Genomic DNA, 25,763 nt, shown 5'->3' with positions numbered 1-25,763 from the left:
GAAGCGGTTTTTCCTGTGGTTTGCCCGCCAATCCCTTGCAGAACCCGGATGCCGGTTCGTCCAAAGGTTATAGCGCCCGCTTATAACTGCCACTTATCGATCAATATCAAAACTTTTTGATATTGGCCTTGCGGCGATTACCACCCGTCACTAGACTGCTGGCCTTATGAACCTACCTGTGCCCTCCCTGCGTCCTGACGACGGCGATGAACTGGCTGCCCTTTGCAAGGCTGCAGGTGATCCGCTGCGCTTGAACGTATTGCGCGCACTGGCCAACGATTCCTTCGGCGTATTGGAACTGGCGCAGATCTTCGCCATCGGCCAGTCCGGCATGAGCCATCATCTGAAGGTACTGGCCCAGGCCGACCTGGTGGCGACCCGCCGCGAAGGCAATGCAATTTTTTACCGTCGCGCCCTGCCCCACACCGAACTGCTCGGCGGCAAACTGCACGCCGCCCTGCTCGACGAGGTGGACAGCCTGGACCTGCCGAGCGACGTACAGTCACGCGTCAGTCAGGTTCACGGACAACGCGCCGCTGCCAGCCAGGATTTTTTCGCACGGGTTGCCGAGAAATTTCGTGCTCAGCAAGACCTGATCGCCGGCTTGCCCCAGTACCGCGAAAGCGTACTGGCGCTGCTGGACAAGCTGAGCTTCAGCAATGAGGCCACAGCCCTGGAAGTCGGCCCTGGCGACGGCGGTTTCCTGCCGGACCTGGCGCGGCGCTTTGGCCAGGTGACGGCGCTGGACAACAGCCCGGCGATGCTTGAACTGGCGCGCCAGCTGTGTGAACGCGAGGCGTTGGGCAATGTCCGCCTGCAACTGGCCGACGCCTTGAGCGACACCCGCCTGCGGGCCGATTGCGTGGTACTGAACATGGTCTTGCACCACTTTGCCGTCCCCGCCGACGCGCTCAAGCAAATGGCCGGGTTGCTGCACCCCGGCGGCAGCCTGCTGGTAACGGATTTATGCAGCCACAACCAGAATTGGGCCAGGGAGGCCTGCGGTGATCTCTGGTTGGGTTTTGAACAGGACGATCTGGCCCGTTGGGCCACCGCTGCGGGACTCGTTCCCGGGGAAAGCCTCTATGTAGGTTTACGTAATGGTTTCCAGATTCAGGTCCGCCATTTTCAGCGACCGGCTGGCGACACTCACCATCGGTAAATATCAGGAAAACATCGAGATGAGCGAATACTCCCTTTTCACCTCCGAGTCCGTGTCTGAAGGGCATCCGGACAAAATCGCCGACCAGATTTCTGACGCGGTGCTGGACGCCATCATTGCTGAAGACAAGTTCGCCCGTGTGGCGTGCGAGACTCTGGTGAAAACGGGCGTGGCGATCATCGCCGGCGAGGTCACCACCACGGCCTGGGTCGACCTGGAACAGATCGTGCGCGACGTGATCACCGACATCGGCTACAACAGCTCCGACGTCGGCTTTGACGGCGCGACCTGCGGCGTGATGAACATCATCGGCAAGCAGTCCCCCGACATCAACCAGGGCGTCGACCGCGCCAAGCCTGAAGATCAAGGCGCTGGCGACCAGGGCCTGATGTTCGGCTACGCCAGCAACGAAACCGAGGTGCTGATGCCCGCACCGATCACCTTCTCTCACCAGTTGGTACAGCGCCAGGCCGAAGCACGTAAATCCGGCCTGCTGCCGTGGCTGCGCCCGGACGCCAAGTCCCAGGTCACCTGCCGCTACGAAGGCGGCAAAGTGGTGGGTATCGACGCCGTCGTACTGTCCACCCAGCACAACCCGGATGTCTCCTACAAAGACCTGCGCGAAGGCGTGATGGAGCTGATCGTCAAGCACGTACTGCCTGCCGAGCTGCTGACCAAGGACACCCAGTTCCACATCAACCCGACCGGCCAGTTCATCATCGGCGGCCCGGTGGGCGACTGCGGCCTGACCGGTCGCAAGATCATCGTTGACAGCTACGGCGGCATGGCCCGTCACGGTGGTGGCGCGTTCTCCGGCAAGGATCCCTCCAAGGTCGACCGTTCCGCAGCCTACGCCGGTCGTTACGTGGCCAAGAACATCGTCGCCGCCGGCCTGGCTGAACGTTGCGAGATTCAGGTGTCCTACGCCATCGGCGTGGCCCAGCCTACTTCGATCTCGCTGAATACCTTCGGTACCGGCAAGATCAGCGATGACAAGATCGTCAAGCTGGTGCGCGAGATCTTCGACCTGCGCCCATACGCGATCACCACCATGCTCGACCTGCTGCACCCGATGTACCAGGAAACCGCAGCCTACGGCCACTTCGGTCGTACCCCTGCGCAGAAGACGGTCGGCGACGACACCTTCACCACCTTCACCTGGGAAAAAACCGACCGCGCCAACGACCTGCGTACTGCTGCCGGCCTGTAATCGCTGTGGCTCGCCAAGCCCTGCCGGGTTAACCCGGCGGGGCTTTTTTACGTGTTGGATTCAGGCCGCGCTGGAGCGAGCAACAAAGGTTGCAACAAAATCGATGAAACTCAGGCCAGAGTCGACGCGGGCCAGCAAAAGCAGCAGGCCAAGGCTGAAAACAACGGCGCGATGAACGCGCTGGACGGCCTGTTCAAGCAAGCAGAAACACCCGGTAAAAAGCCCCGTTCAGTGGTAATGCTGTTCACTTAAGCGGAGCAGCATTGCGATCCACTGGAAATCGGGTTTTTGAGATCTTCACCGTCCTCGGCCTTGCAGGTCTGGGGCGGTGATCCAGAAACAAGCTGCCGATACCCTTCCTTAGTTCGGCCAAGCGTCTGCCTGTGGCTGATACCGGATTGGCTGCCGCCATCACGATCAACTGCACGGCGATATACTGGCAAACGGGCTTAAAGCGTATGTCCGACGGAGCTCGACCAAACGCTACCGCTGCTTGACCGGCCTCCCGGCGAATCACGTTGTAAGCGAGTAAAAGCCCCCAGACCTCCTGATAGACCAAGTCGATTTTTTTACTGCGCAAGGTCACGGCATTCTGCTGCATAGAGCTTTTGATATCCCTAAAGCCCAATTCGATTTCCCAGCGTTCCTGATAAAGTTTGGCAACGACCTTGGTGCTGTAGGTGTTGGCTGGTAACGACGTCATGACAGTTTTTAATCTGCCTTGGATTTCATAGCTGACTTCGCGGGCTTCCCAGTGGGTGCCAAGAGCCGGATTTCTCTTTCTGGCTTGCGGTGAGACCTTCATGCGCACCAAGCGGTCGTGCTCGCCGTAACGGATCACTTCTTCACAGACCATGCCTTTTTTGGCGGGAATCAACCAATGACGGTGGGTTCCGGTGTTACTCAGGCTCAACAGCATTTCTGCGCCCCAAAATCCTTTATCGAATAGCGTCACGGAGTGGTCGGGGACTTGCTGCAAAAACTCGTCGGCCAAGCGCATTTCATTGCGCCGGTAAGGCCCTAATTGTGCATCCAGGATTAAGTGCGAACGCACGTTCATCAGCGCTACCAAGCGCATCATGGGGAAGGGAGTCTGACGATCACTGGGCGTATTTCCTGACCCGAAATGATCTCGAAGCTCGGGTGTGTCCGGCGTGCGCAAGAGCGCACCGTCCACCGCGAAGACCTGCAAACCGTGCCAGTCGTCCTCGTCGTAGCGCTCCAAGCCCCATTGAGTGCCGGTTTTACGGAATAACCACTCAACGGGATCGGCCCCTAGTCGCTTGCGGGCTTCAGTGACGCCGCTTCGGGCCAACAAGTGGTCGGAGGCGAGGCCTTGAGCGCAAATGTTCAACCGTCTAGCGACCTCATGGACAGGCTCATCACGAAACAACGCCATGCCAAGCACCAACCAAAGCACCTGATCGGCGGGCAAGCGACGCCGACGAATAGTGGCCTGACTGGATAGATCCAGCGCAGACGCAACCCATTCAATGGGGATGTTCTGGGTGAAAGTGCTTAGGTCGCAGAAGTTGAAAAGGTCGCCGAGGTCGAGCAGGTCCTGTTGAACAGACATAAAAAAATCCGATGCCAGAGGTCTGGCATCGGATTTTCTAGGAAGCCCCGCTTTAGCTCAAATGCTTAAGTGAACAGCATTACCGTTCAGTGGAGGCTTTTTTGTCGCCATGCGGATCACTTAGGCTGAGCACCCTTTTCGAGCAAGGATGCTCACGATGCGTTTTTTTATAGTTCTCCTGATCGGCTTTCTACCGTGCTGGGCCTGGGCCGAAGACTGTCCCGATGATGCCCGAGCGCAAATCGACACGTTGACCAGGCAGGTCAGCGAATGGGATGACGTTTATCACCGACAAGGGCAGTCCCCCATCAGCGATGAACTTTACGACCAAGCCCGCCAACGCCTGGCAGATTGGCGCAAATGTTCGCGCCAACCCGCCCTCAAGGCTGACAACCCCCTGGCCAGCTCACGTGGCACCTTGCGCCATCCGGTCGCGCACACCGGCCTGGACAAACTGCTGGACGCGTCCGCTGTGGGTGAATGGCTCAGCACCCGCCAGGACGTCTGGATTCAACCCAAGGTCGACGGGGTAGCCGTGACCCTGGTGTATCGCAAAGGCCAATTGCACCAACTCATCAGCCGCGGCGACGGTCTGCTCGGTCACGATTGGACAGCTTCCGCGCGCAAGATGCCGGGAATCGTCCAGCAACTGCCGGAGCCCGTCGACGCCGTGCTGCAAGGCGAGCTCTACTGGCGCCTCGACGGTCACGTACAGTCGGCAAACGGCGGGCTCAACGCGCGTAGCAAAGTGGCCGGCTTGATGAACCGACGCCAATTGAGCGACACCGAGGTGGGCGGGATCGGGTTGTTCGTCTGGGCCTGGCCCGAAGGCCCGGCGGGCTTCACCGAGCGCCTGGCCACGCTGGCACGGTGGGGGTTCACCGACAGCCAGCGGTATAGCCAGTCCATCGACAGCATCAGCGATGCCACGCGCTGGCGTACACATTGGTACAACCATCCGCTGCCGTTCGCCAGCGACGGGGTGGTGTTGCACCAGGCTGCGCGCGCACCCGCCAAACGTTGGCAAGCCAGCGCACCTTACTGGGCGGTGGCCTGGAAGTACCCAGCGATCAAGGCGCTGGCGCTGGTGCGTAAGGTGCAGTTCAGGATCGGGCGTACCGGGCGTATCACACCGATTCTCGAACTGGAACCGGTGCGACTGGATGACCGGCAAATCAGCCGGGTCAGCGCGGGTTCGTTGAGAAACTGGCAGGCCCTCGACATCCGGCCCGGCGATCAGGTATCCATCAGCCTTGCCGGCCAGGTCATTCCCCGGCTCGACGAGGTGATCCTGCGCAACAACACCCGAGTGGAAGTGCCAGTACCCGATACTCGAGATTTTCACGCCTTGAGCTGCTGGCAACTGGACCCTGGCTGCGAGGAGCAGCTGCTCTCGCGCCTCACCTGGCTGAGCAGCAACCAGGGCCTGGCCTTGCCACATATGGGGCGGGAAACCTGGAACGTATTGATCCAGGCCGGTCTAATCGCAGGCTTTCTCGATTGGTTGACCCTGGATGCGGCAGAGCTTGCTAACATTGATGGCTTCGGCGAACGCACCCGCGCGCGGGTGCTCGACAGTATTCACAGCGCCCGGCAACGCCCGTTTGCACAGTGGCTCAAAGCCCTGGGCGTACCGCCTGCGGCGCGCAACAACCTGGAGGGCGACTGGCATACGCTGGTCGCCAAAGACACCCAAGCCTGGCTGGCCTCGGACGGCATCGGCCCGGGCCGCGCAGCGCAACTGAGCGCCTTTTTCCGCGACCCGCAGGTCCAGGCATTGGCTGAAACATTACGTGGAGCCGGCATAGACGGTTTCTGAGTCCGGCCCGACCCTCTGAATGCTACTTGGAGTCCTTATATGAAATTTCTTGCCCCTCTTGCCTTACTGACTGTCGCAAGCTTCATGGCCACGCCGCTGCTGGCCGCCGACGAAACGCCCGAACTGACCGGCTGCGCCGCCAAGCGCCAGGCCATCAGCACCCAGATCGAACAGGCCAAGGCCCATGGCAACAGCGCCCAACAGGCCGGCCTGGAAAAAGCCCTGAGCGAGGTCACCGCCAACTGCACTGACGCATCGCTGAAGAAAGAACGCGAAAACAAGGTGCTGGATGCCAAGCACGAAGTCAGCCGCCGTCAGGCCGACCTCGACAAGGCCATGAAAAAAGGCGATCCGGACAAGATCAACAAGCGCAAGGACAAGCTCGCCGAATCGCGCAAAGAACTGCAGGATGCGGTGGAAGAACTCGATCAGTAAACCGGTCAGTGGTCCCGAAACTGCTTATGGCAGGCGCTGCAGGCATCTTCAACTTTCTGCACTGCAGGTTGCAGATTGCTGGCCTTATAGGGCTGGACCTGGCTTGCGATCACCAATTCACCGGTGGCCGCCTCAAGGTCGCGGGCCATTTGCTGGAACTGCGCCTGCTTTTGCCACACCTCGTCCCTGGCACTGGTGTGGTCCTCTTCACGCACGTTCGGGAAGTGCTGCCAGGGTTGATGGGACAACGCGTCCAGCTTGACCGCGCCGTCGGCGAACCGGGCGCCGTCGAAAGGGATGCGCCCGCGCAACATGCCGCCCAGGCCTTCGGCAGTCTTGAGCATCTGTTTGAAGATCGCCTTGCGCTGGCCCAGGGGGGAATTGGGATCAACCCCGCCGCAGGCGGACAAGGCCAGGCAGGCCAACGCTACAACGGTCATATTTTTTAAAGTCATGGTGGCTCAGGGTCACGGAAACGGCGGTCAGTATCCCCGCCCCCTCCGCAAAGACCAATAGCCCTATTAATAATAAGGTTGCCCGAGCGCGAAAAAGCACGGGCAATCGCTTCAGGAATTACATGCATGAATGTCAATTGGAAACCCTGGAGCCGCCTGGCGTGGGCTCTACCGATGATCGCGCTGCTGGCCGGCTGCGACCTGGGCAAAGACGCTGGCAAAGAGACAGCCAAAGAAGAGGCGCCCAAACCCCATGCCGTCGCCACTTACGTGAGCGCTCCGTGGGAAGCGCTGCCGGCGGTTTCCGACAGCGACTTGCTGGCGGGCTTCGAATCCTGGCGCAGTGCCTGTCAGCGCCTCAAGGCCGACCCGGTCTGGGGCGCGACCTGCGCAGCGGCAGCCAGCGTACCGGGCAATGCCGTGGCGGTTCGCGGGTTTCTTAAAGAGCACCTGGATGTATTCGGCCTGCGTTCAGCCGACAACACCCCGAACGGCCTGATCACTGGCTACTACGAGCCGGTCTATCCCGGCAGCCTGACTGAAACCGCCACCGCGCATGTGCCGGTGTACGGCGTGCCGGATGACCTGATTATCGTCAACCTGGAAGCAATCTACCCGGAACTCAAGGGCAAACGCCTGCGCGGCCGCCTGGAAGGCCGCATGCTCAAGCCGTATGACGATGCCAGCACCATCAACGGCCAAGGCTCGACCGCCAAGCCGATAGCCTGGCTGACCGATCCGATGGACCTGCAGTTCCTGCAGATCCAGGGCTCTGGGCGTATTCAACTGGCCGGTGGGCGTCAACTGCGTGTGGGGTATGGCGACCAGAACGGCTATCCCTACCGCCCTATCGGCCGCTGGCTGATCGAGCAAGGCGAGCTGAAAAAAGAAGAGGTGAGCATGGGCGCCATCAGCGCCTGGGCCAAGGCGCATCCGCAGCGTATTCCAGAGTTGCTGGCGAGCAACCCCAGCTATGTATTCTTCAGCGCCCGCCCCGACAGCAACGAAGGGCCGCGCGGGTCGCTGAATGTACCATTGACGGCGGGGTACAGCGTGGCGGTAGACCGCAAGGTGATTCCGCTGGGCAGTCTGTTGTGGCTGTCGACCACCAGACCTGACGGTTCAGCCATCACCAGACCCGTCGCAGCCCAGGACACCGGGGGCGCAATCACCGGCGAAGTGCGGGCAGACTTGTTCTGGGGCACAGGCGAGGCAGCGGGCGAGTTGGCGGGCAACATGAAGCAACAGGGGCAGATCTGGATGTTGTGGCCCAAGGGTGCGGCGCTGCCTCAGGCGCCTGTCACGGACGCTCTATGATGATCGGGGCAAGCCTCCTCCCCCAGTGAATCGGTGGCGCTACAGAATCCCGTGCACATGCCGATAGCCTGTGAATAAGTCCAAGCCTTGTTCCAGGGGAGTTCGCAGCATGTATCGTTGGTCGGCCGAAAAGCTCGGAAATGTGAGCGTCAAAACCAAACTGGGCGTGGGCTTCGGCCTGGTGTTGCTGCTTACGTTAATCATCACACTCACCGGCTGGACCGGGCTTTCCAGCGTGATAAGCCGTGGCGACAAACTGGGCTACATCGCCAGCCTCAACGACTTGAGCAAGGACCTGCGCATCGCGCGACTGGACTTTGAAATGCGTCGTGGCGAACAGGGCCCGGCAACCGTCAATGGCCTTCTCGGCCAACTGGAAAGCGGCCTGAAAACTGCGCGGGCGCTGATTGAACAGCCCGCCGATATCGCGTTGGTCGATGACCAACTTGCGGCGGTTGACCAGTACAAGCGTGCATTCGACGCTATGGTCCAGGCAGGTGCCAATCGCGAAAACGCGCGCAGCAAACTCGGCGATACCGCCGACAACGCAGTGCTCAAAGTCGGCGAAGTGGAAAAGGCCCTGTTACAGGGCGACAGCGTCAGCCAGTTCAACAGCATCGTCGATCTGAGCAAGCTGATCCAGCAGGCGCGGTTCCAGGTTCGCGGCTACACCTACAGCGGCAAAGCCGAGGCCGAGCAGCCTGCGCTGGATGCCATCGACAATACGCTGAAGAAAATCGCCGCCCTTAACGGCCAGCTACCTGACCAATTCTCGACCAACCTGCAACAGGCCAGTGCCTCGTTGCAAGCCTACCGCGCCGCTGTCAGCCAGTACCGCGACTCGCAGGTGGCCAGCGCCGCTGCGCTGAAACTCATGAACGTCCAAGGCGACATTCTGCTGGACCGCAGCAGCACACTCACCGCCTCGCAAACCGTGGTCCGCGACAATGATGCCGCGCAAGCCAAACAGCTGTTGCTGCTGGCTGCCCTGCTGGCACTGAGCTTTGGTCTCTTCGCCGCCTGGGCCATCACTCGCCAGATCATCATTCCGCTCAATCAAACCCTCAAGGTCGCCGAACGCGTAGCCTCGGGCGACCTGAGCCACAATCTGGAATCTACCCGCCAGGATGAACTCGGCCAACTGCAACGCGCCATGCAAAGCATGACCGTGGGCCTGCGCGAGTTGATTGGCGGCATCAGCGATGGCGTCACGCAAATCGCCAGCGCCGCCGAGCAGTTGTCGGCAGTGACCGAACAGACCAGCGCCGGGGTCAACAGTCAGAAGATCGAGACCGACCAGGTAGCCACGGCCATGAACGAGATGGCCGCTACCGTGCAGGAAGTTGCGCGCAATGCCGAAGAAGCCTCGGAAGCCGCCGTAGCCGCCGACCTGCAGGCCCGTGAAGGCGACAAGGTGGTTGGCGAAGCCATCGCCCAGATCGAGCGCCTGGCCACCGAAGTCGGCAATTCGACGATCGCCATGGCCGACCTGAAGCGCGAAAGCGACAAAATCGGCAGCGTGCTCGACGTGATCAAGTCCGTGGCCCAGCAAACCAACCTGCTGGCGCTGAACGCGGCCATTGAAGCGGCGCGTGCCGGTGAAGCCGGGCGTGGCTTCGCCGTGGTGGCCGACGAAGTGCGCAGCCTGGCCCAGCGCACACAGAAGTCCACCGAGGAGATCGAGGAACTGATCGTCGGCCTGCAAAACGGTACTCAGCAGGTGGCGACCATCATGGACAACAGCCGCGGCCTGACCGACAGCAGTGTCGAACTGACCCGCCGCGCCGGCAGCGCATTGGAGAACATCACGCGCACCGTTTCGACCATCCAGGCGATGAACTCGCAGATCGCCACGGCCGCCGAGCAGCAAAGCGCGGTGGCCGAAGAGATCAACCGCAGCGTGTTGAATGTGCGCGATGTTTCCGAACAAACCTCTTCGGCCAGCGAAGAAACGGCGGCGTCCAGCGCAGAGCTGGCACGCCTGGGCATCTACCTGCAAACCCTGGTCGGGCGCTTCCGCATCTGACTGACTTGAGCGGCGGCCGATTGAGGCCGCCGCATCTTGTGAAATTTCCTACACAGTTATCAGCCAGCCCTCACCTCGAATCGGATTAGCGTTTGCTCTGTTGCTAAGCGCTTTTCAGATTTGGAGGTTCACCATGTTTACTTGGCTGACTCGCTTGCTGGACAACATCAGCGTCCGCCTCAAACTCGCCCTGGGTTTTGGCCTGGTGCTGTTCCTCAGTCTCACTATCGCTGTGACAAGCTGGCAAGCTCTGAATGCCGTGCTTGAACGCTCTTCCAAGCTGACAACATTGGGGCAGTGGGCTGTTGATGCCGAAGCCATGCGTGCCGAACGAATCGTGTACCGAATACAGGCGGACACGGCCAGCCTGAGCAAAATCAACGCGCGCATCGGAAAAATCGAACTGTATGTCGCTGACCTCTCAACCCACATGAGAGCCCCCTCCGACCAGCAGCACCTTCAGGAAACAACGCGCCTGGTAGCTGAATTAAAAGCCGAGTTCAATGAGCTCCCGTCCCTGGTCGAACGTCGTGAAAACGCCCGCAGCCCGCTCAAACAAATGGCCCTTCAGACCGGCGACACCCTGGCCCAATTCGCCAGTGATTTACCCGACCAGGAAAACCAGAAAGCCCTTGATGCCATTGAAGACCTGCGCCAGGCGATAACACTTGCCGATGATGGCACCCAGAACCCGGCGTGGGCGGCCGACTCATTGCAAGCCTATGCCCAAACGGTCAGTACGGCGCTCGATGCAATGGAGGCGGCGCAAGAGGCCGTCACGACCCTCCCGGTGGATGCGGCTTTGCTCAAAACCCAATTGGCCGCCTACCGTGGGCAATTGATAGCGCTCAAGGAGGCCCAGCTTAATACCGAGGCCGTGCAGAACCGACTCGAACAACAACTCGATCAAGTCCTGGAACAAAACGACCTGTTAAGCCAGGCCCAGGCCTTTAAACTCGACCGGGAAGTGAAACAAACCCATACCCTGCTCACAAGCGTCACCGCTGTGGCGTTGCTGCTCGGCACCCTGGCCGCCTGGTGGATTGCTCGGCAGATCGTCTTACCGTTACGCCAGGTCCTGACCTCCGCCAACCGTATCGCCAACGGCGACCTGAGTCACGATATCCAGGTGGAGCGCCGCGACGAACTGGGCCAACTGCAACACAGCATCGGCCAAATGACCCACAGCCTGCGCAGCCTGATCGGCAGCATCGGTGACAGCGCTCGGCAGATTGCCGGTGCGGCGACGCAGTTATCCACCGTGACTGAACAGACCCGCAACGGGCTGAACAATCAGAAAGATGAAACCGACCAAGTGGCCACGGCGATGAATGAAATGCTCGCCACCGCCCAGGAAGTGGCGCGCCATGCCGAACGCGCGTCCGTTGCAGCGAACGAAGCAGACCAGCAGGCCGGCGCCGGCGAGCAGGTAGTCATCCAGGCGGTTGAGCAAATCGGCAACCTGGCCAGTGAAATGGCCTTATCCGGCCGCGCGATGCTGGCTCTGCAAAAAGAGAGCGAAAAGATCGCCAGCGTGCTGGACGTTATCAAGTCCGTGTCCCAACAGACCAACCTGCTCGCCCTGAACGCCGCCATCGAAGCGGCGCGCGCAGGCACTGCCGGGCGAGGGTTTGCCGTGGTCGCCGATGAAGTGCGCAGCCTGGCTCAGCGCACACAGGAATCGGCTGAAGAGATTGAAGGGCTGATCCTGGGGCTGCATAACGGCACCCAACAGGTCGCGGACATCATGGACAGCAGTCGCAACCTGACCGACAACAGCGTTGCCCTGACTCGCGACGCCGGCGAGGCCTTGGCAGCGATTGCCCGCACGGTATCGGTCATCCAGGAAATGAACCCGCAGATTGCCGCCGCCGCCGAACAGCAAAGCGCGGTGGCCGAGGAAATCAATCGCAGTGTCTTGAAGGTGCGGGATGTGTCGGAACAGACCGCCGCCGCCAGCGAGGAAACGGCGGCCGCGAGCGTTCAGCTGACAAGGTTGAGCCTGGATCTGCAGACGCTGATCGGCAAATTCAAGCTCTGAAACACCGCCATCCAATGTGGGAGGGGGCTTGCTCCCACATAGGCGCCCGAACCTATAAGACCTGGCGCAGGAAAGCCTGGGCCCGCGGGTCCTTCGGCGCCGCGAAGAATTCGGCCGGCGCCGCGTCCTCCAGCAATTTGCCGTGGTCGAAGAACAACACCCGGTCTGCCACCTCGCGGGCAAAGCCCATCTCGTGGGTGACGCACACCATGGTCATGCCTTCCAGCGCCAGGGTCTTCATGACATCCAACACTTCACCGACCATTTCCGGGTCGAGGGCCGAGGTGGGTTCGTCGAACAGCATCACCTTGGGTTCCATCGCCAGGGCGCGGGCAATCGCAACCCGCTGTTGCTGGCCGCCGGAAAGGCGTGACGGGAACTCATTGGCTTTCTGCGCAATACCCACCTTTTCCAGGAGTGCCAGGGCCTTGGCCTCACGCTCTTGCTTGCCGCGCTTGCGCACGACCTTTTGCGCCAGGCACAGGTTTTCCAGCACGGTCATGTGGGGGAACAGGTTGAAATGCTGAAACACCATGCCGACTTCACGGCGATAGGCATTCACATCGGTCTTCGGGTCGGCCAGCTGCAAACCGTCAATGCTGACCGAACCTGAGTCGAACTCCTCCAGCCCATTGAGGCAGCGCAGGAAGGTGGACTTGCCGGAGCCGGACGGGCCGATCACCACCAGCACTTCGCCCTTGGCCACCTGGGTAGTGACATGATCCACCGCACGCACCACATGACCGCGGGTGTCGAAGACTTTTACCAGATCGCGGACTTCAATCACTTTGCGCGAGCCTCCGCTCAAGCCGGCTGGCCATTTTCGACAGCGGCAGGTTGATCAGCAGGTACAGGCCTGCCACACAGAACAGAATTTCAAACGGCGAAAACGAGGTGGTGATCACTTCGCGTCCACTCTTGAGCAACTCGGTGATCGCGATCACCGAGACCAGCGAGGTGTCTTTCACCAGGCTGATGAATTGCCCGGCCAACGGCGGCAGTACGCGCTTGAACGCCTGGGGCAGCACCACATGCCGCATCGACTGGCTGGCGCTCAAGCCCAGGGAGCGCGCGGCCTCGTTCTGGCCACGGGTGATCGACTGCACACCGGCACGCACTATTTCCGCCACATAGGCGCCAGTGAACAGCGACAGTGCGGCGATCCCGGCAAACTCCCGTGACAGGTTGAGCACCGTGCCGATAAAGAAATAGAAAATGAAGATCTGCACCAGCAGCGGCGTACCACGCACCAGTTCGACGTAGAGCGTCGACAGATCGCGCAAGGTCGGGTTACTGGAGAGGCGGCACAAGCCGGTGGCAAGGCCAATCGCCAGGCCCAGGACGCCGGACACCACCGACAACCACAGCGTGGTCCACAGGCCCCACATCAGCGGCCCCAACGCCCAATGACGGTTGACACCGATGACGTCACCTTCAGCCACATCATCGCCGCGCGCCACCTGCAGGCTGTTGTCGGCAACCGTCAGCGTTTGTTCGGTGCCGGCGTCATTGCGCAGGGTAACCTCGGCCACGTCGCCTTTGCGTACCAGTTCAATGACCGTCGAAATATCCGCCGCACGCTGCGCTTCCTCAGCCTGGTAGGCGAAGTACTGCGGCACGCGGTTCCAGCGCCATTCGTAGGACATCAGCGAGGTGGCGTAATACAAGGCGCCAGCCAGGCCGACCAGTACGAGCACCGTCAGCAGGTGCCAGGGCCATTGGGCTTTTTTCTGTTTCATTTCAGATTCCGGGATTAGAGCTCGTTCCCATGCTCCGCGTGGGAACGCCTCAATGGACGCTCTGCGTCTGCTTTGTGACGCGGAGCGTCACGGGCTGCATTCCCACGCGGAGCGTGGGAATGATCAATCAGCCTTTATTCCATGTCCTTGAGCCACTCGGAGCTCTTGAACCACTTGTCATGGATGCGATCGTAGGTGCCGTCGTGCTTGATCTGATGCAGGAAGTTGTTGATGAAGTTGACGCTGTCGTAGTCGCCTTTCTTCAGGCCGAACGCCAGGGGTTCGAAGGTGAAGGGTTCGTCAAGGAACACCAGCTTGCCATTGCCGACTTTCTTCTCGGCCACCACGTTGTACGGTGCGTCGTAGACAAACGCGTCAGCCTTGCCGTTGACCACGTCGAGCACGCCTTCCTGCTCGTTGTCGTAGCCGTGGTACTTGGCTTTGGCGATCAGTTTTTTGGCGACCATTTCACCGGTGGTGCCAAGCTTGGAGGTCAGGCGGTACTTTTCGTCATTCAGGTCTTTGTAGGACTTGATGGTGCCTTCCAGGTCCTTGCGAATCAGCAGGGTCTGGCCGACCACGATGAACGGTTCGCTGAAGTTCAGGCGCAGATTGCGTTCCTGGGTCAGGGTCATGCCGCTGCCGATCATGTCGAACTTGCCGGTCAGGAAGGCCGGGATGATACCGTCGTAACCGGTAGACACCAGCTCCAGCTTGACGCCCATGGACTTGGCGAGGGCCTTGAGGATGTCCACTTCGAAACCGATGATGTCACCGCGTTTGTCGGTCATTTCGAACGGCATGTAGGTCGGGTCCATGCCGACTTTCAGCGTGCCGCGCTTGACCGCATCATCGATGGCGCCGGCCTGGGCCGCAGTGGCCGCCACCAGCGCGGTGACGCCGAGCATCAGCATCGAAAGATACTTTTTCATCATCAAGTCCCCTGAACGGTTCTCATAAAGTGGGCGCACAAAAGGGTTGCGCCATTTCGGGGTGCGATCCTAACCCACTCGTTGCCCGTCACAAAGGTTTCACGGCTAAATGTTCTCGGCGTGTGTAAGAGGAACCCTACGGCGCCGCGCATGACCGCAGGCCTAGACCGGTCAGCGCCTGGGTTCACTAATGGGTTGATGTGTAAGCAGTTATGACGACAAGTCAATTTCCGCGATCCAGGCAGTGTCCTTGAACCACTTGTCATGCAGTTGATCGTAGGTCCCGTCCTGGGCCACTTGGTTGAGAAAATGATTGATCCAGTTGAGGCTGTCGTAATCACCCTTTTTAAGGCCGAACGCCAGAGGCTCAAAGGTAAACGGCTGCTCCAGCGTCAGTAATGCGCTGTTCTCGGGCCGGGCCATCGCGATCAGGTTGTAGGGCGCATCATAAATAAAAGCGTCGGCCCTGCCCTCCACCACCTCGCGCACACCCTCCTCCGGCGTTACGAAACTCATCAGCCGGGCCGCCCCCAGGAAGCGCTGCGCCGCGGCCTCGCCGGTGGTGCCTTCGGTGACCGCGATCCGATAGCTCGCCTCGTCCAGGTCTTCGATGCTCGACACCGTGCCGGCCAGGCGCGGATGCAGCAGGACGGTCTGGCCTACCACGATAAAAGAATCACTGAAATTGAGCTTGAGGTTGCGCTCCTGGGTGACCGTCATACCGCTGCCGATCAGGTCGAACTTCTTCGCCATCAGCCCCGACAACAACTCCGTATAGGGCACCGTGACCAGTTCGAGTTCAACCCCCAGCGCGCGACTCATGGCATGGAGCAAATCGATCTCGAAGCCGACGATGCGCCCCTGCCTGTCCGTCATTTCGAACGGTACGTAAGTCGGCGTGGTACCGACTTTCAGCACACCACGGCGAACGGCGTCGTCAATTGCCCCTGCGTTGAGCAAGCCTGTGTGAATCAATGCGACAACACCCATCAGCAGTGCCGAACCATACTTTTTGAACATATGTGCCCCCGTGGCGAGTCAGATTGGGGGCGATGCTACCCCAGCCACAGGCACGGCAATACGCTTCGAACGAAGGTGTTTTGTTTCGAAATAACAAAGGGTTAGCGGAGAAAGGAAGGAGCGGTAAACGCTGTAGGGCAAACACTTGGAACACCCCCGAGGTGAGCCCTCGGGGGCGTCTGAATCAGGCCGGTAGAGCCTGGGACGACTGCGGTTGCAGGGGTAGCAACGGCGCGTGCGGATCGGCCTTGATCGAAGCACGCCAAGCGTCCAGCCACTCGGCATGACCTTCGCTCCACACCTGTTCATGCAGGCGAGCGAGGGCCACCGGATCGCTGAGCAAGGCCAGGCGTTCGCCGTTGTTGAGGCCGGCCGGGCCGACTTTCAACGCGTGGCGAACACGCTCCCCTCGCAGGTACTCGATCGGCTCCGCCTCGCGGTGACGTGAAGTCGCCAGGGCGCAGGCCAGGGCGTTCTGCTGTGGGTCGACCACCGAACGTACGAACCCGTCGTTAAGCGCGTGCCAACGGTTTTCGTGGGTGTACTTCTCGGTCGACAGCAACGCCTGCGGTGGATTGTATTCCTCGGGAATCAGGAACAGGCTTTCATCGCGAGACTTGAGGCCCAGCTTGACCCGACTGGAAATCACCGACACGGGGATCGACAGCATCAGCGAACCGACGATCGGGATCAGCCACCACAAGAAGCTCGGGTTCAGCCACACCACCAACAGTGCCCACAAGAAGCCCAGCACAGTCTGCGGACCGTGGCGCTTGACCGCTTCGCTCCAGGGCGTGGAGTCGTCGTCGCGTTGCGGCGAGTTCCAGGTCGCGGCCCAGCCGAGGAACGCGGCCAGTACGAAACGGGTGTGGAAGATCATGCGCACCGGCGCCAGCAGCATGGAGAACAACATCTCCAGCAGCATCGACAGGGTCACCTTGAACTTGCCGCCGAACTCTTTCGCGCCCTTGGCCCAGATCAGGATGATGCTGAGCAATTTAGGCAGGAACAGCAGCACGATGGTGGTGGAGAACAGCGCCACCGCCTTGTCCGGGTGCCATTGTGGCCATAGCGGGTATAACTGGCGTGGCGCCATGAAGTACTGCGGCTCCATCAGGGTGTTCACCGCCAGCAACGCAGTGGACAGCACCAGGAAGAAGAACCACAACGGCGCCGACAGGTACGACATCACGCCAGTCAGGAACACCGCACGGTGCACCGGGTGCATGCCTTTGACCAGGAACAGGCGGAAGTTCATCAGGTTGCCGTGGCACCAGCGACGGTCACGCTTGAGTTCGTCGAGCAGGTTCGGCGGCAGTTCTTCGTAGCTGCCCGGCAGGTCGTAGGCAATCCACACGCCCCAGCCGGCACGGCGCATCAGCGCGGCTTCGACGAAGTCGTGGGAGAGAATCGCACCGGCGAACGCGCCTTTGCCCGGCAACGGCGCCAGGGCGCAGTGCTCGATGAATGGCTTCATGCGGATGATTGCGTTGTGGCCCCAGTAATGGGATTCACCCAGCTGCCAGAAGTGCAGACCGGCGGTGAACAACGGGCCGTAGACGCGGGTGGCGAACTGCTGCATGCGCGCATACAGGGTGTCCATGCCCGACGCACGCGGCGCGGTCTGGATAATCCCGGCATCCGGCGTGGCTTCCATCAGGCGTACCAGGCTGGTCAGGCATTCGCCGCTCATCACGCTGTCGGCGTCGAGCACCACCATGTACTTGTAGTCCCCGCCCCAACGACGGCAGAAGTCATCGAGGTTACCGCTCTTGCGCTTGACGCGACGGCGACGGCGGCGATAGAAAATCTTGCCGAAACCACCGGCTTCGCGGCACACGTCGAGCCAGGCTTGCTGTTCGGCAATGCAGATATCGGCGTCGTTACTGTCGCTGAGCACGAAGAAGTCGAAGCGGTCCAGGTCACCGGTAGCCGCCACCGATTCGAACGTCGCACGCAAACCGGCGAATACCCGAGGCACGTCTTCGTTACAGATCGGCATGACCAACGCGGTGCGCGCATCCTTCGGAATAGGCTCGTTGCCAGCACTCTTACCGGAGATACGGTATTTATCGTGACCGGTCAGCAGTTCGAGGAAGCCCATCAGCGCGGTCCAGAAACCGGCCGACACCCAGCAGAACAGAATCCCGAACATGATCAGGATGCTGGTCTGCAGTGCATAAGGCAGAACCTGGGTAGCGGTTTGCAGCAGGGTCTGGTTGCGGATTTCGTCGAAGTCCACCAGCGACCAGCCCTGGTACGGCATGATGCCTTTCATGTACCAGCCGGCCACGATGGTCTGGCCAAGCATCAGCACCAACAGGATATAGCGACGGATCGAACCCACGGTCCGCCAGCGCGCAGCCGGCAGGACCCGCTCGTCTTTCGGCGGCTTGGGCGGGTTGGTACGACCCGTCATCCGGCGCCAGCCGCGTACCAGGATATTGGTGCGCCAAGGCTCGGGCACGACTTTGGTTCGACGGATCGGCGGCGTAGCCTTCAGGCAGACGCGACCGCTGGCGTCGAGCGCCAGCATCTCGGCGTCCTGCAGCTCTTCGGCCGTGCTGAGGGTCAGCCTGCGGCCCACCGACGCTTGGGCGGCGTCGGTAGGTGCGTCGAAGGTTGCGGACGACAGGCGTTCGTGCAATTCGCTGAAGGAGCTGCAGCCCGCCAGTTCGGCACGCTGCTCAGCGGTCATGGGCAGATGCGCCAGATACTCGGTCAGAGTCTCTGGCTTGACTTGTGAATTACTCATCGGCGGGCAACTGGTAGCTCCAGGTTTCGGTCAGGACTTGTTCGGTCTTGGCCGGCTCCGGCGTGACAGGGGCTGGGGCAGCTTCTGGCTGCTTGGCGTCCTTGTCCTTCGCCTCTTTGGCGTCTTTCTTGGCCTGTTTCTCGTGTTGCTTGGCCAAGACCTTGTCAGCCTTGAGCACGTGGGTCGAAACCTGTTCTGGCTCGGCCTGTGCGATCTCCTGCACCAGCGCGGCGCGCATTTCAGTCGGCTTGCTCGCGTCTTTGATCTTCATGCGCAGGGTCAGGCGCCAGCCTTTGGTGTGCTCGTTGTAGCGCACGCTGTTTTCAACCAGCTCGGCGTTGTCGCCAACACTGACCTGGCTGCGCACCGGGGCGTCCGGCAGCAGTTTTTTCAGGGCCGGGCCTTCGAAGTCGACCAAGTAAGCCACGCTGCCGTCCGGCTGACGGATCAGGTTGGATTGCTTCACGTCACCGGTGGAACGCAGGGTCTGCTTGACCCAGGCACTGTCAGGCGAATGGAAGGCAGCATCGTCCAGCGTCCAGTGCAGACGGTAGGACACGTCCAGCGGCTTGCCGACTTCCGGCAGTTCGGCCGGGCTCCAGAAGGCAACGATATTGTCGTTGGTCTCGTCAGCGGTCGGAATTTCTACCAGGTCGACACTGCCCTTGCCCCAGTCGCCTTCCGGCTCGATCCAGGCGCTCGGCCGCTTGTCGTAGTTGTCGTCCAGGTCTTCGTAGTGGCTGAAGTTGCGGCCACGTTGCAGCAGGCCGAACCCACGCGGGTTTTCGACGCTGAAGTTGCTGACCGACAGGTGTTTAGGGTTGTTCAACGGGCGCCAGATCCACTCGCCATTGCCGGCATGGATCGACAGACCGCTGGAATCATGCAGCTCGCGACGGTAGTTGAGGACCTTGGACGGCTGGTTGGCGCCGAACAGGAACATCGAGGTCAACGGGGCCACGCCCAGCTTGCTGACTTTGTCGCGCAGGTACATCTGGGATTTGACGTCGACCACGGTGTCGGTGCCCGGACGCAGAATCAGGCGGTAGGCGCCCGTCGCACGTGGGGAATCCAGCAACGCGAAGATCACCAGGTGCTTGTCGCCCGGCTTCGGACGCTCGATCCAGAATTCGGTGAAACGCGGGAATTCTTCGCCGGACGGCAGCGCGGTGTCGATCGCCATGCCACGGGCCGACAGGCCATACACCTGATCCTTGCCGACGACGCGGAAATAGCTGGCGCCAAGCATGGTCATGATTTCGTCTTGCTTGTCAGCCTTGTTGATCGGAAACAGCACACGGAAGCCGGCATAACCCAACTGTTCGGTGGCTTTTGGATCAAACTTTACGTCGCCGAAATCGAAACGATTGGGGTCGTATTTGATTTCCTGAACGCTGTCAGCGGTGACTTCATTGATTTTCACCGGTGTATCGAAGTGCATACCCTGGTGATAGAAGGACAGCTTGAACGGGGTGTTCTGATCGGCCCACTCGGCTTTTTCGTTGCGGAAACGAATCTTCTGGTAGTCAGCGAATTTCATTTCGCGGAATTCGTTCGGCAGATTGCTGCGCGGAGCTTCGTATTTCTGCCCAGCCAGTTCTTTTGCCTTGGCCGACACATCGTCCAGACTGAATGCCCACAGTTGACCCGCGCCGAACAGGCAAAACAGGGCAGAGCCCGTCACCAGTGCGTTTCGTAACCGTTTGGCAGACAATTTTGGTGCATTACAGGGACTAACAATCACGAGCAACCCTCGCCGAAAACAGATCAAAAAACCAACGGCCAGCTATCTATATGCCAGGTTGGCGAGCATTGTTCCGACTCCTCAGGGGCAAAATGATTCCCCACTGGTTTGTCGGACAAGTCTCTACCTAAGTCAAAAATGGACCAAACAACGCTGATCCCCGTAGCGCGCGATTATCTAGTAGCCCGCGAGACAACGCATCAGGGACAACGAAGTATTTGTAGCGAAACCCTGCGTTTTTAGGCATTAACGTCGTTTTTCATACATTCAGGTCTGTAAGAGGAAGGTCACAGGGCCATCATTGACCAGATGCACCTGCATATCCGCGCCAAAACGCCCTGACGCCACCTTGCCATGCAATTGTTGCGCTTGTAACAACAAGTGATCAAACAGCGCCGCTCCCAGGGCCGGCGGGGCCGCTGTGGAGAAGCTTGGCCGCAGCCCGCTTTTGGTGTCCGCCGCCAGCGTGAACTGCGACACCAGCAGCAAACCGCCGCCGATGTCCTTCAACGACAGGTTCATCTTGCCCTCGTCGTCGCTGAACACCCGATAGTTAAGCAGCTTATGCAGCAGTTTATCGGCGCTCTCGGGGGTATCTGAAGGTTCGACGGCCACCAGCACCAGCAAACCCTGCTCAATCGCCCCGACGACTTCGCCGGCAACCTCGACCCGGGCGCCTCGCACCCGTTGCAACAGGCCCTTCATGCTTCTTCAGGCGGCAAATCAAGCAGGCGCCGTGCCATTTCGCCGGTTGCGCGTACCAGCGCATCGGTAATTCCAGGCTCGGACGCCGCATGGCCCGCTTCGCGGATGACCTGCAGTTCGCTGTTCGGCCAGGCCTGATGCAGCTCCCAGGCGTTATCCAGCGTACAGATCATATCGTAGCGGCCATGAATGATGACGCCAGGCAGATGGGCGATCTTGTGCATGTCGCGAATCAGCTGGTTGGGCTCCAGAAAGGAGTTGTTGGTGAAGTAATGGCATTCGATGCGGGCAATGGACAAGGCACGCTGCGGCTCGGAGAAGCGCTCGACATGCTGCGGGCTCGGGCACAGGCCCAGCATGCGCCCTTCCCAACCGGACCATGCCTTGGCTGCATGCATCTGGGCGATCTGGTCGTTGCCGGTCAGGCGCTTGTGGTAGGCCGCGATCATGTCGTGACGCTCATCGACAGGAATCGGCGCGAGGTAGTCCTGCCAGTAGTCCGGGAACAGGCGGCTCGCACCGGCCTGGTAGAACCATTCGATGTCCTGTGGGCGCGCGAGGAAAATGCCGCGCACGATCAGGCCATGCACGCGCTCGGGGTGGGTTTGCGCGTAGGCCAGGGCCAGCGTCGAACCCCAGGAACCACCGAACAGCACCCATTTGTCGATGCCCAGGTGCTCGCGGATGCGCTCAAGGTCGGCGACCAGATCCCAGGTGGTGTTGTTTTCCAGACTGGCGCGGGGCGTGGAGCGCCCGCAGCCGCGTTGGTCGAAGGTAACGATGCGGTACAGGTTCGGATCGAAGTAGCACCGGCTCTGGGCATCACAACCGGAGCCTGGGCCGCCATGGATGAAAACCACGGGCAGCCCTTCGGGGGAGCCGCTTTCATCGACGTACAGGGTGTGAACATCATCGACTGCCAGATCGTGCCGGGCGTAGGGTTTGATCTGCGGGTACCAAGTCTGCATTGCGCGCTCCGTAGGGTGTCGGGGTTCATCCCTGGGGGGACGTCTATTATTTTTGCCGTCCGGCATCATAAACCCGAATTGTGCAATGAGCATGCCCTTGAGCGCTTGTACCGGTGTCAGCCATTATCGATAGCGGGTTTGCCCCCATGCCAGCAAAGCTTGCAGCAATTGTTTCAGCACCATCTGGGTCGGCTCGGCCAGGTCGGGGCGATAGCGGAACGGCTCGATCTCCTCCATATACGTGCTCTGGCACAGCTCCAACTGCACCGCATGAATATCCTGCGCCGGGTTGCCGTAATGCCGGGTGATATGACCGCCCTTGAAGCGCCCGTTCAGCACATGGGTGTATTGCGGGTGATTGGCGCAGATGGCTTCGAGCTGGCTGGCCAGTTGCGGATCGCACGCGGCGCCGTTGAAGGTGCCGAGGTTGAAGTCCGGCAGTTTGCCATCGAACAGGTGCGGGATCACCGAGCGGATCGAATGCGCGTCGAACAGCAGCGCATAGCCGAACTCGGCCTTGAGGCGGGCGAGTTCCTCTTGCAGCGTGCGGTGATACGGCCCCCAGATTTTTTGCAGATAGCTCGCGCGCTCGGCCTCGGAGGGTGTCTGCCCTTCGCGGAACAGCGGCACGCCGTCGAACAGCGTCTCCGGGTACAGGCCGGTGGTAGCGCCGGCGTAGAGCGGCTTATTATCGGACGGCCGATTCAGATCGATGACAAACCGCGAATATTCCGCCGCCAGGGTGCTGGCACCGAGTTCATCGGCAAAGTCATACAGCGTGGGGATGTGCCAATCGGTGTCCGGCAGGCTTTGCGCTTCGGGGATCAGCCCGGCCTCGACTGCTGGCGTAAGCCGCAGGCCCGCGTGGGGCATACTGATCAGCAGCGGTGTGTTGCCTTGTTTGAATGTCAGTACCTTATCCACAACGCGACTCCTTACACAGTGACGTCGACGCCATGGCGTACGACGCGTTTATCCAGTTCGCCACCCAGCCAATAGGCCAGGTCGGCGGGGCGATCGATCTGCCAGGCGACAAAATCCGCGACCTTGCCCACTTCCAGGGAACCATGGGTATCGCCCATGCCCAGCGCGGTGGCCGCATGCTGCGTGGCGCCGGCCAGGGCTTCTTCCGGGGTCATGCGGAACAGGGTGCAGGCCATGTTCAGCATCAGGCGCACCGACAGTGCCGGTGAGGTGCCGGGGTTGAGGTCGCTGGCAATGGCAATCTTCACGCCGTGTTTGCGCAAGGCCTCCATGGGCGGCAACTGGGTTTCACGCAGGAAGTAGAACGCGCCCGGCAACAACACGGCGACCGTGCCGGCAGCAGCCATGGCGATGGCATCCTCTTCGGTCATGAATTCCAGGTGGTCCGCCGACAACGCCTGATAGCGCGCTGCCAAGCTGGAGCCATGCAGGGAAGACAATTGCTCGGCGTGCAATTTCACCGGCAGGCCGAGTTGCTGGGCCACTTTGAACACACGTTCCACCTGCTCGGTGGAAAACGCCAGGTATTCACAGAAGGCATCCACCGCGTCCACCAGCCCTTCGGCCGCCAGGCTCGGCAGCATGTCGTTGCAGATGTGCTCGATGTAGTCATCGGCGCGGTCTTTGTATTCCGGCGGCAACGCGTGGGCCGCCAGGCAGGTGGCGCGCACGCTCACCGGCAGCGCTTGCCCAAGGCGTCGCGCCACACGCAGCATCTTGCGTTCGTTAGCCAGGTCCAGGCCGTAGCCGGACTTGATCTCCACCGTGGTCACGCCGTCGCGCAACAGACTGCGCAGGCGTTTTTCCGCGCTGACGAACAACTCATCTTCCGTCGCCGCACGGGTAGCGCGCACGGTGCTGGCGATACCGCCGCCCTTGGCCGCGATGTCCGCATAGCTGACACCTTCGAGGCGTTGCTCGAATTCGCCGCTGCGGTTACCGCCAAACACCGTGTGGGTGTGGCAGTCGATCAGCCCTGGGGTGACCCACGCGCCTTGCAGGTCATGCACGTGGGTGTAGTCCGCCGGCGGCACTTGGCTGCGCGGGCCGATCCACTCGATGAGCGAATGTGCGGTGACCATGGCGGCGTCCTCGATGATCGAGTACTTGCCATGGGCCATGGTTGCGACGTGGCAGTGTTGCCAAAGGGTTTTCATCAACGCCTCCCTCAGTTATCGATGAGACATTCTTATGAGGAGAAGATCGTTCCCACGCTCTGCGTGGGAATGCATCCTGTGACGCTCCGCGTCACCACTCTAAAAGCGGACGCAGAGCGTCCAGGGCGGCATTCCCACGCAGAGCGCGGGAACGATCGGTGGGTTACAGGCTTGGCAGCAACTTGGCCGGCACCAGTTCATTCAGGCAGCGGCTGGCGAGCAGTTCGCTGGCGGCGATGATGTCCGGGGCGAAGAAACGGTCCTTGTCATAGAACGCCACCTTGTCACGCAACAGGCCACGGGCTTTTTCCAGTGTTGGCGAGGTTTTCAAGCCGTCGCGCAGATCCAGCCCCTGGCAGGCGGCCAGCCACTCAACAGCCAGAATGCCACGGGTGTTCTCGGCCATTTCCCACAGGCGCTTGCCCGCAGCCGGGGCCATGGACACGTGGTCTTCCTGGTTGGCCGACGTCGGCAGGCTGTCGACGCTATGGGGATGGGCCAGCGCCTTGTTTTCGCTGGCGAGGGCCGCAGCCGTGACCTGGGCGATCATGAAACCGGAGTTGACCCCACCATTGCCCACCAGGAACGGCGGCAATTGCGACATGTGCTTGTCCATCATCAACGAGGTACGGCGCTCACTGAGGGAGCCGATTTCGGCGATGGCCAGGGCCATGTTGTCGGCGGCCATGGCCACCGGTTCGGCGTGGAAGTTGCCGCCGGAAATCACATCGCCTTCGGCGGCAAACACCAGCGGGTTATCCGACACGGCGTTGGCTTCAACGACCAACACGTCGGCAGCCTGGCGGAACTGGGTCAGGCAGGCGCCCATCACTTGTGGCTGGCAACGCAGGGAATACGGGTCTTGCACCTTGTCGCAGTTCTGGTGCGACTGGGACACCTGGCTGCTTTCGCCGAGCAGGTCACGATAGGCCGCCGCCGAATCGATCTGCCCACGTTGGCCGCGCGCGGCATGAATACGCGCGTCGAACGGCGAGCGCGAGCCGAGCACCGCTTCCACGGTAAGGCCGCCGCAGACCAGCGCACCGGCGAACAGGTCTTCGCCCTCGAACAGGCCGCGCAAGGCGTAGGCGGTGGACACCTGAGTGCCGTTGAGCAGGGCCAAGCCCTCTTTGGCAGCCAGGGTCAGCGGCGTGAGGCCGGCGATTTTCAATGCATCGGTGGCCGACAGCCACTCGCCCTGGTAACGCGCCTTGCCTTCGCCGAGCAGCACCAGGGACATATGGGCCAGCGGCGCCAGGTCACCGGATGCACCGACCGAGCCCTTGAGCGGAATATGCGGGTAAACCTCGGCGTTGATCAGTGCGATCAGCGCGTCGATCACCTGTCGACGAATCCCGGAAAACCCACGGCTCAGGCTGTTGACCTTGAGCACCATGACCAGCCGCACCAGCGCATCGCTGATCGGCTCACCCACGCCAGCGGCATGGGACAGCACCAGGGAACGCTGGAGGTTTTCCAGGTCTTCGCTGGCGATGCGGGTCGAGGCCAGCAGGCCGAAACCGGTGTTGATGCCATACGCAGTGCGGTTCTCGGCGAGAATCTGCTCCACACAGGCCACACTGGCTTCAATCTGGGCCGAGGCGCTGTCATCCAGGCTGAGGGTTACCGGCTGCTGGTAGATGGTCCGCAGTTGGGCGAGGCTCAGTTGGCCTGGAATCAGGTTTAGCGCAGTCACATTCGTTCTCCTTGTGAATTGT

General features: G+C 60.9%; 20 protein-coding genes and 2 pseudogenes. 9 read left to right on the top strand and 13 right to left on the bottom strand.

Translation table 11 applies throughout. The features are described 5' to 3' along the window. Window positions 1-166 precede the first annotated feature (166 nt). From C4J90_RS02030 to C4J90_RS02020, 3 genes are read left to right on the top strand one after another with little or no spacing between them, the layout of a single operon-like run. Window positions 167-1,162 (top strand): metalloregulator ArsR/SmtB family transcription factor, encoded by a 996-nt coding sequence (locus C4J90_RS02030; RefSeq protein WP_124360903.1) that lies wholly within the window; start codon window positions 167-169, stop codon window positions 1,160-1,162. A gap of 19 nt (window positions 1,163-1,181) precedes the next feature. Further along, the gene (metK, locus tag C4J90_RS02025; protein ID WP_124360902.1) at window positions 1,182-2,372 is read left to right on the top strand and encodes a methionine adenosyltransferase; all 1,191 of its coding nucleotides are present in this window, start codon (window positions 1,182-1,184) and stop codon (window positions 2,370-2,372) included. A 51-nt stretch (window positions 2,373-2,423) separates the two neighbouring features. After that, window positions 2,424-2,624 (top strand): hypothetical protein, encoded by a 201-nt coding sequence (locus C4J90_RS02020; protein WP_124419100.1) that lies wholly within the window; start codon window positions 2,424-2,426, stop codon window positions 2,622-2,624. Here the strand turns inward: C4J90_RS02020 and C4J90_RS02015 are convergent. Further along, entirely contained in the window at window positions 2,617-3,948 is a 1,332-nt protein-coding gene (locus C4J90_RS02015) for an IS4 family transposase (RefSeq protein WP_124419099.1), read from the bottom strand. The two genes, C4J90_RS02020 and C4J90_RS02015, sit on opposite strands and share 8 nt — an antisense overlap. Before the next feature lie 157 nt (window positions 3,949-4,105). On the opposite strand from C4J90_RS02015, the gene ligB reads away from it, so the two are divergent. Both ligB and C4J90_RS02005 read left to right on the top strand, forming a co-directional pair. Next, entirely contained in the window at window positions 4,106-5,767 is a 1,662-nt protein-coding gene (gene ligB, locus C4J90_RS02010; RefSeq protein ID WP_124419098.1) for an NAD-dependent DNA ligase LigB, read from the top strand. Between the two features lie 39 nt (window positions 5,768-5,806). Then, window positions 5,807-6,202 carry a DUF1090 domain-containing protein gene (locus C4J90_RS02005; RefSeq protein ID WP_124419097.1) on the top strand — a complete coding sequence of 132 codons (396 nt, stop codon included), beginning with the start codon at window positions 5,807-5,809 and terminating at the stop codon, window positions 6,200-6,202. 5 nt (window positions 6,203-6,207) lie between these two features. Here C4J90_RS02005 and C4J90_RS02000 read toward each other — a convergent pair whose 3' ends face one another. Further along, window positions 6,208-6,657: a cytochrome c gene (locus tag C4J90_RS02000; RefSeq protein WP_124419096.1), complete on the bottom strand. Its 450-nt coding sequence runs from the start codon at window positions 6,655-6,657 to the stop codon at window positions 6,208-6,210. A 126-nt stretch (window positions 6,658-6,783) separates the two neighbouring features. On the opposite strand from C4J90_RS02000, the gene C4J90_RS01995 reads away from it, so the two are divergent. From C4J90_RS01995 to C4J90_RS01985, 4 genes and pseudogenes are all read left to right on the top strand, one after another. Beyond that, window positions 6,784-7,974: a murein transglycosylase A gene (locus C4J90_RS01995; protein WP_124419095.1), complete on the top strand. Its 1,191-nt coding sequence runs from the start codon at window positions 6,784-6,786 to the stop codon at window positions 7,972-7,974. A gap of 109 nt (window positions 7,975-8,083) precedes the next feature. Beyond that, window positions 8,084-9,142: pseudogene (locus C4J90_RS27340) on the top strand (methyl-accepting chemotaxis protein); the annotation flags it as partial. After that, window positions 9,128-10,000 carry a methyl-accepting chemotaxis protein gene (locus tag C4J90_RS27335; RefSeq protein WP_372237489.1) on the top strand — a complete coding sequence of 291 codons (873 nt, stop codon included), beginning with the start codon at window positions 9,128-9,130 and terminating at the stop codon, window positions 9,998-10,000. The pseudogene C4J90_RS27340 and the gene C4J90_RS27335, both read left to right, overlap by 15 nt. A 133-nt stretch (window positions 10,001-10,133) precedes the next feature. Further along, window positions 10,134-12,041, top strand: a complete 1,908-nt coding sequence (locus C4J90_RS01985) for a methyl-accepting chemotaxis protein (RefSeq protein ID WP_124419093.1) — start codon at window positions 10,134-10,136, stop codon at window positions 12,039-12,041. Between the two features lie 52 nt (window positions 12,042-12,093). On the opposite strand, the gene C4J90_RS01980 is transcribed toward C4J90_RS01985, so the two are convergent. The 11 genes and pseudogenes from C4J90_RS01980 to hutH form a co-directional block, all read right to left on the bottom strand. Further along, on the bottom strand, window positions 12,094-12,828 hold the full coding sequence (locus tag C4J90_RS01980) for an amino acid ABC transporter ATP-binding protein (protein ID WP_124360894.1): 735 nt from the start codon (window positions 12,826-12,828) through the stop codon (window positions 12,094-12,096). Further along, window positions 12,821-13,780 (bottom strand): amino acid ABC transporter permease, encoded by a 960-nt coding sequence (locus C4J90_RS01975; protein ID WP_124360893.1) that lies wholly within the window; start codon window positions 13,778-13,780, stop codon window positions 12,821-12,823. Before C4J90_RS01975 ends, C4J90_RS01980 begins: the two co-directional genes overlap by 8 nt. Window positions 13,781-13,914: 134 nt before the next feature. Continuing rightward, window positions 13,915-14,712, bottom strand: a complete 798-nt coding sequence (locus tag C4J90_RS01970; RefSeq protein WP_124360892.1) for a transporter substrate-binding domain-containing protein — start codon at window positions 14,710-14,712, stop codon at window positions 13,915-13,917. A gap of 210 nt (window positions 14,713-14,922) precedes the next feature. Further along, window positions 14,923-15,732: a transporter substrate-binding domain-containing protein gene (locus C4J90_RS01965; RefSeq protein ID WP_124413605.1), complete on the bottom strand. Its 810-nt coding sequence runs from the start codon at window positions 15,730-15,732 to the stop codon at window positions 14,923-14,925. Between the two features lie 182 nt (window positions 15,733-15,914). Continuing rightward, window positions 15,915-18,487 (bottom strand): annotated as a pseudogene (gene mdoH, locus C4J90_RS01960) (glucans biosynthesis glucosyltransferase MdoH); the annotation flags it as partial. Then, the gene (locus C4J90_RS01955) at window positions 18,480-20,231 is read right to left on the bottom strand and encodes a glucan biosynthesis protein G (RefSeq protein WP_065950185.1); all 1,752 of its coding nucleotides are present in this window, start codon (window positions 20,229-20,231) and stop codon (window positions 18,480-18,482) included. The pseudogene mdoH and the gene C4J90_RS01955, both read right to left, overlap by 8 nt. Window positions 20,232-20,498: 267 nt before the next feature. Beyond that, complete coding sequence (dtd, locus tag C4J90_RS01950) at window positions 20,499-20,936, bottom strand: D-aminoacyl-tRNA deacylase (protein ID WP_124360888.1); 438 nt, start codon at window positions 20,934-20,936, stop codon at window positions 20,499-20,501. Continuing rightward, entirely contained in the window at window positions 20,933-21,904 is a 972-nt protein-coding gene (pip, locus tag C4J90_RS01945) for a prolyl aminopeptidase (protein ID WP_124369282.1), read from the bottom strand. Before pip ends, dtd begins: the two co-directional genes overlap by 4 nt. A gap of 123 nt (window positions 21,905-22,027) precedes the next feature. After that, window positions 22,028-22,828 carry an N-formylglutamate deformylase gene (hutG, locus tag C4J90_RS01940; protein ID WP_124419092.1) on the bottom strand — a complete coding sequence of 267 codons (801 nt, stop codon included), beginning with the start codon at window positions 22,826-22,828 and terminating at the stop codon, window positions 22,028-22,030. A gap of 11 nt (window positions 22,829-22,839) precedes the next feature. Continuing rightward, a complete protein-coding gene (gene hutI, locus C4J90_RS01935) occupies window positions 22,840-24,045 on the bottom strand; it encodes an imidazolonepropionase (protein WP_124419091.1) in 1,206 nt (401 codons plus the stop codon). A 163-nt stretch (window positions 24,046-24,208) separates the two neighbouring features. Beyond that, the gene (hutH, locus tag C4J90_RS01925; RefSeq protein WP_124419089.1) at window positions 24,209-25,741 is read right to left on the bottom strand and encodes a histidine ammonia-lyase; all 1,533 of its coding nucleotides are present in this window, start codon (window positions 25,739-25,741) and stop codon (window positions 24,209-24,211) included. Between the last annotated feature and the right edge of the window lie 22 nt (window positions 25,742-25,763).

Origin of the sequence: Pseudomonas sp. R2-60-08W (genome assembly GCF_003852335.1) — a bacterium.
Lineage (GTDB): Bacteria > Pseudomonadota > Gammaproteobacteria > Pseudomonadales > Pseudomonadaceae > Aquipseudomonas.
The sequence above is the reverse complement of the archived record's forward strand: the minus strand, read 5'-3'. Positions and strand labels throughout refer to the sequence as shown.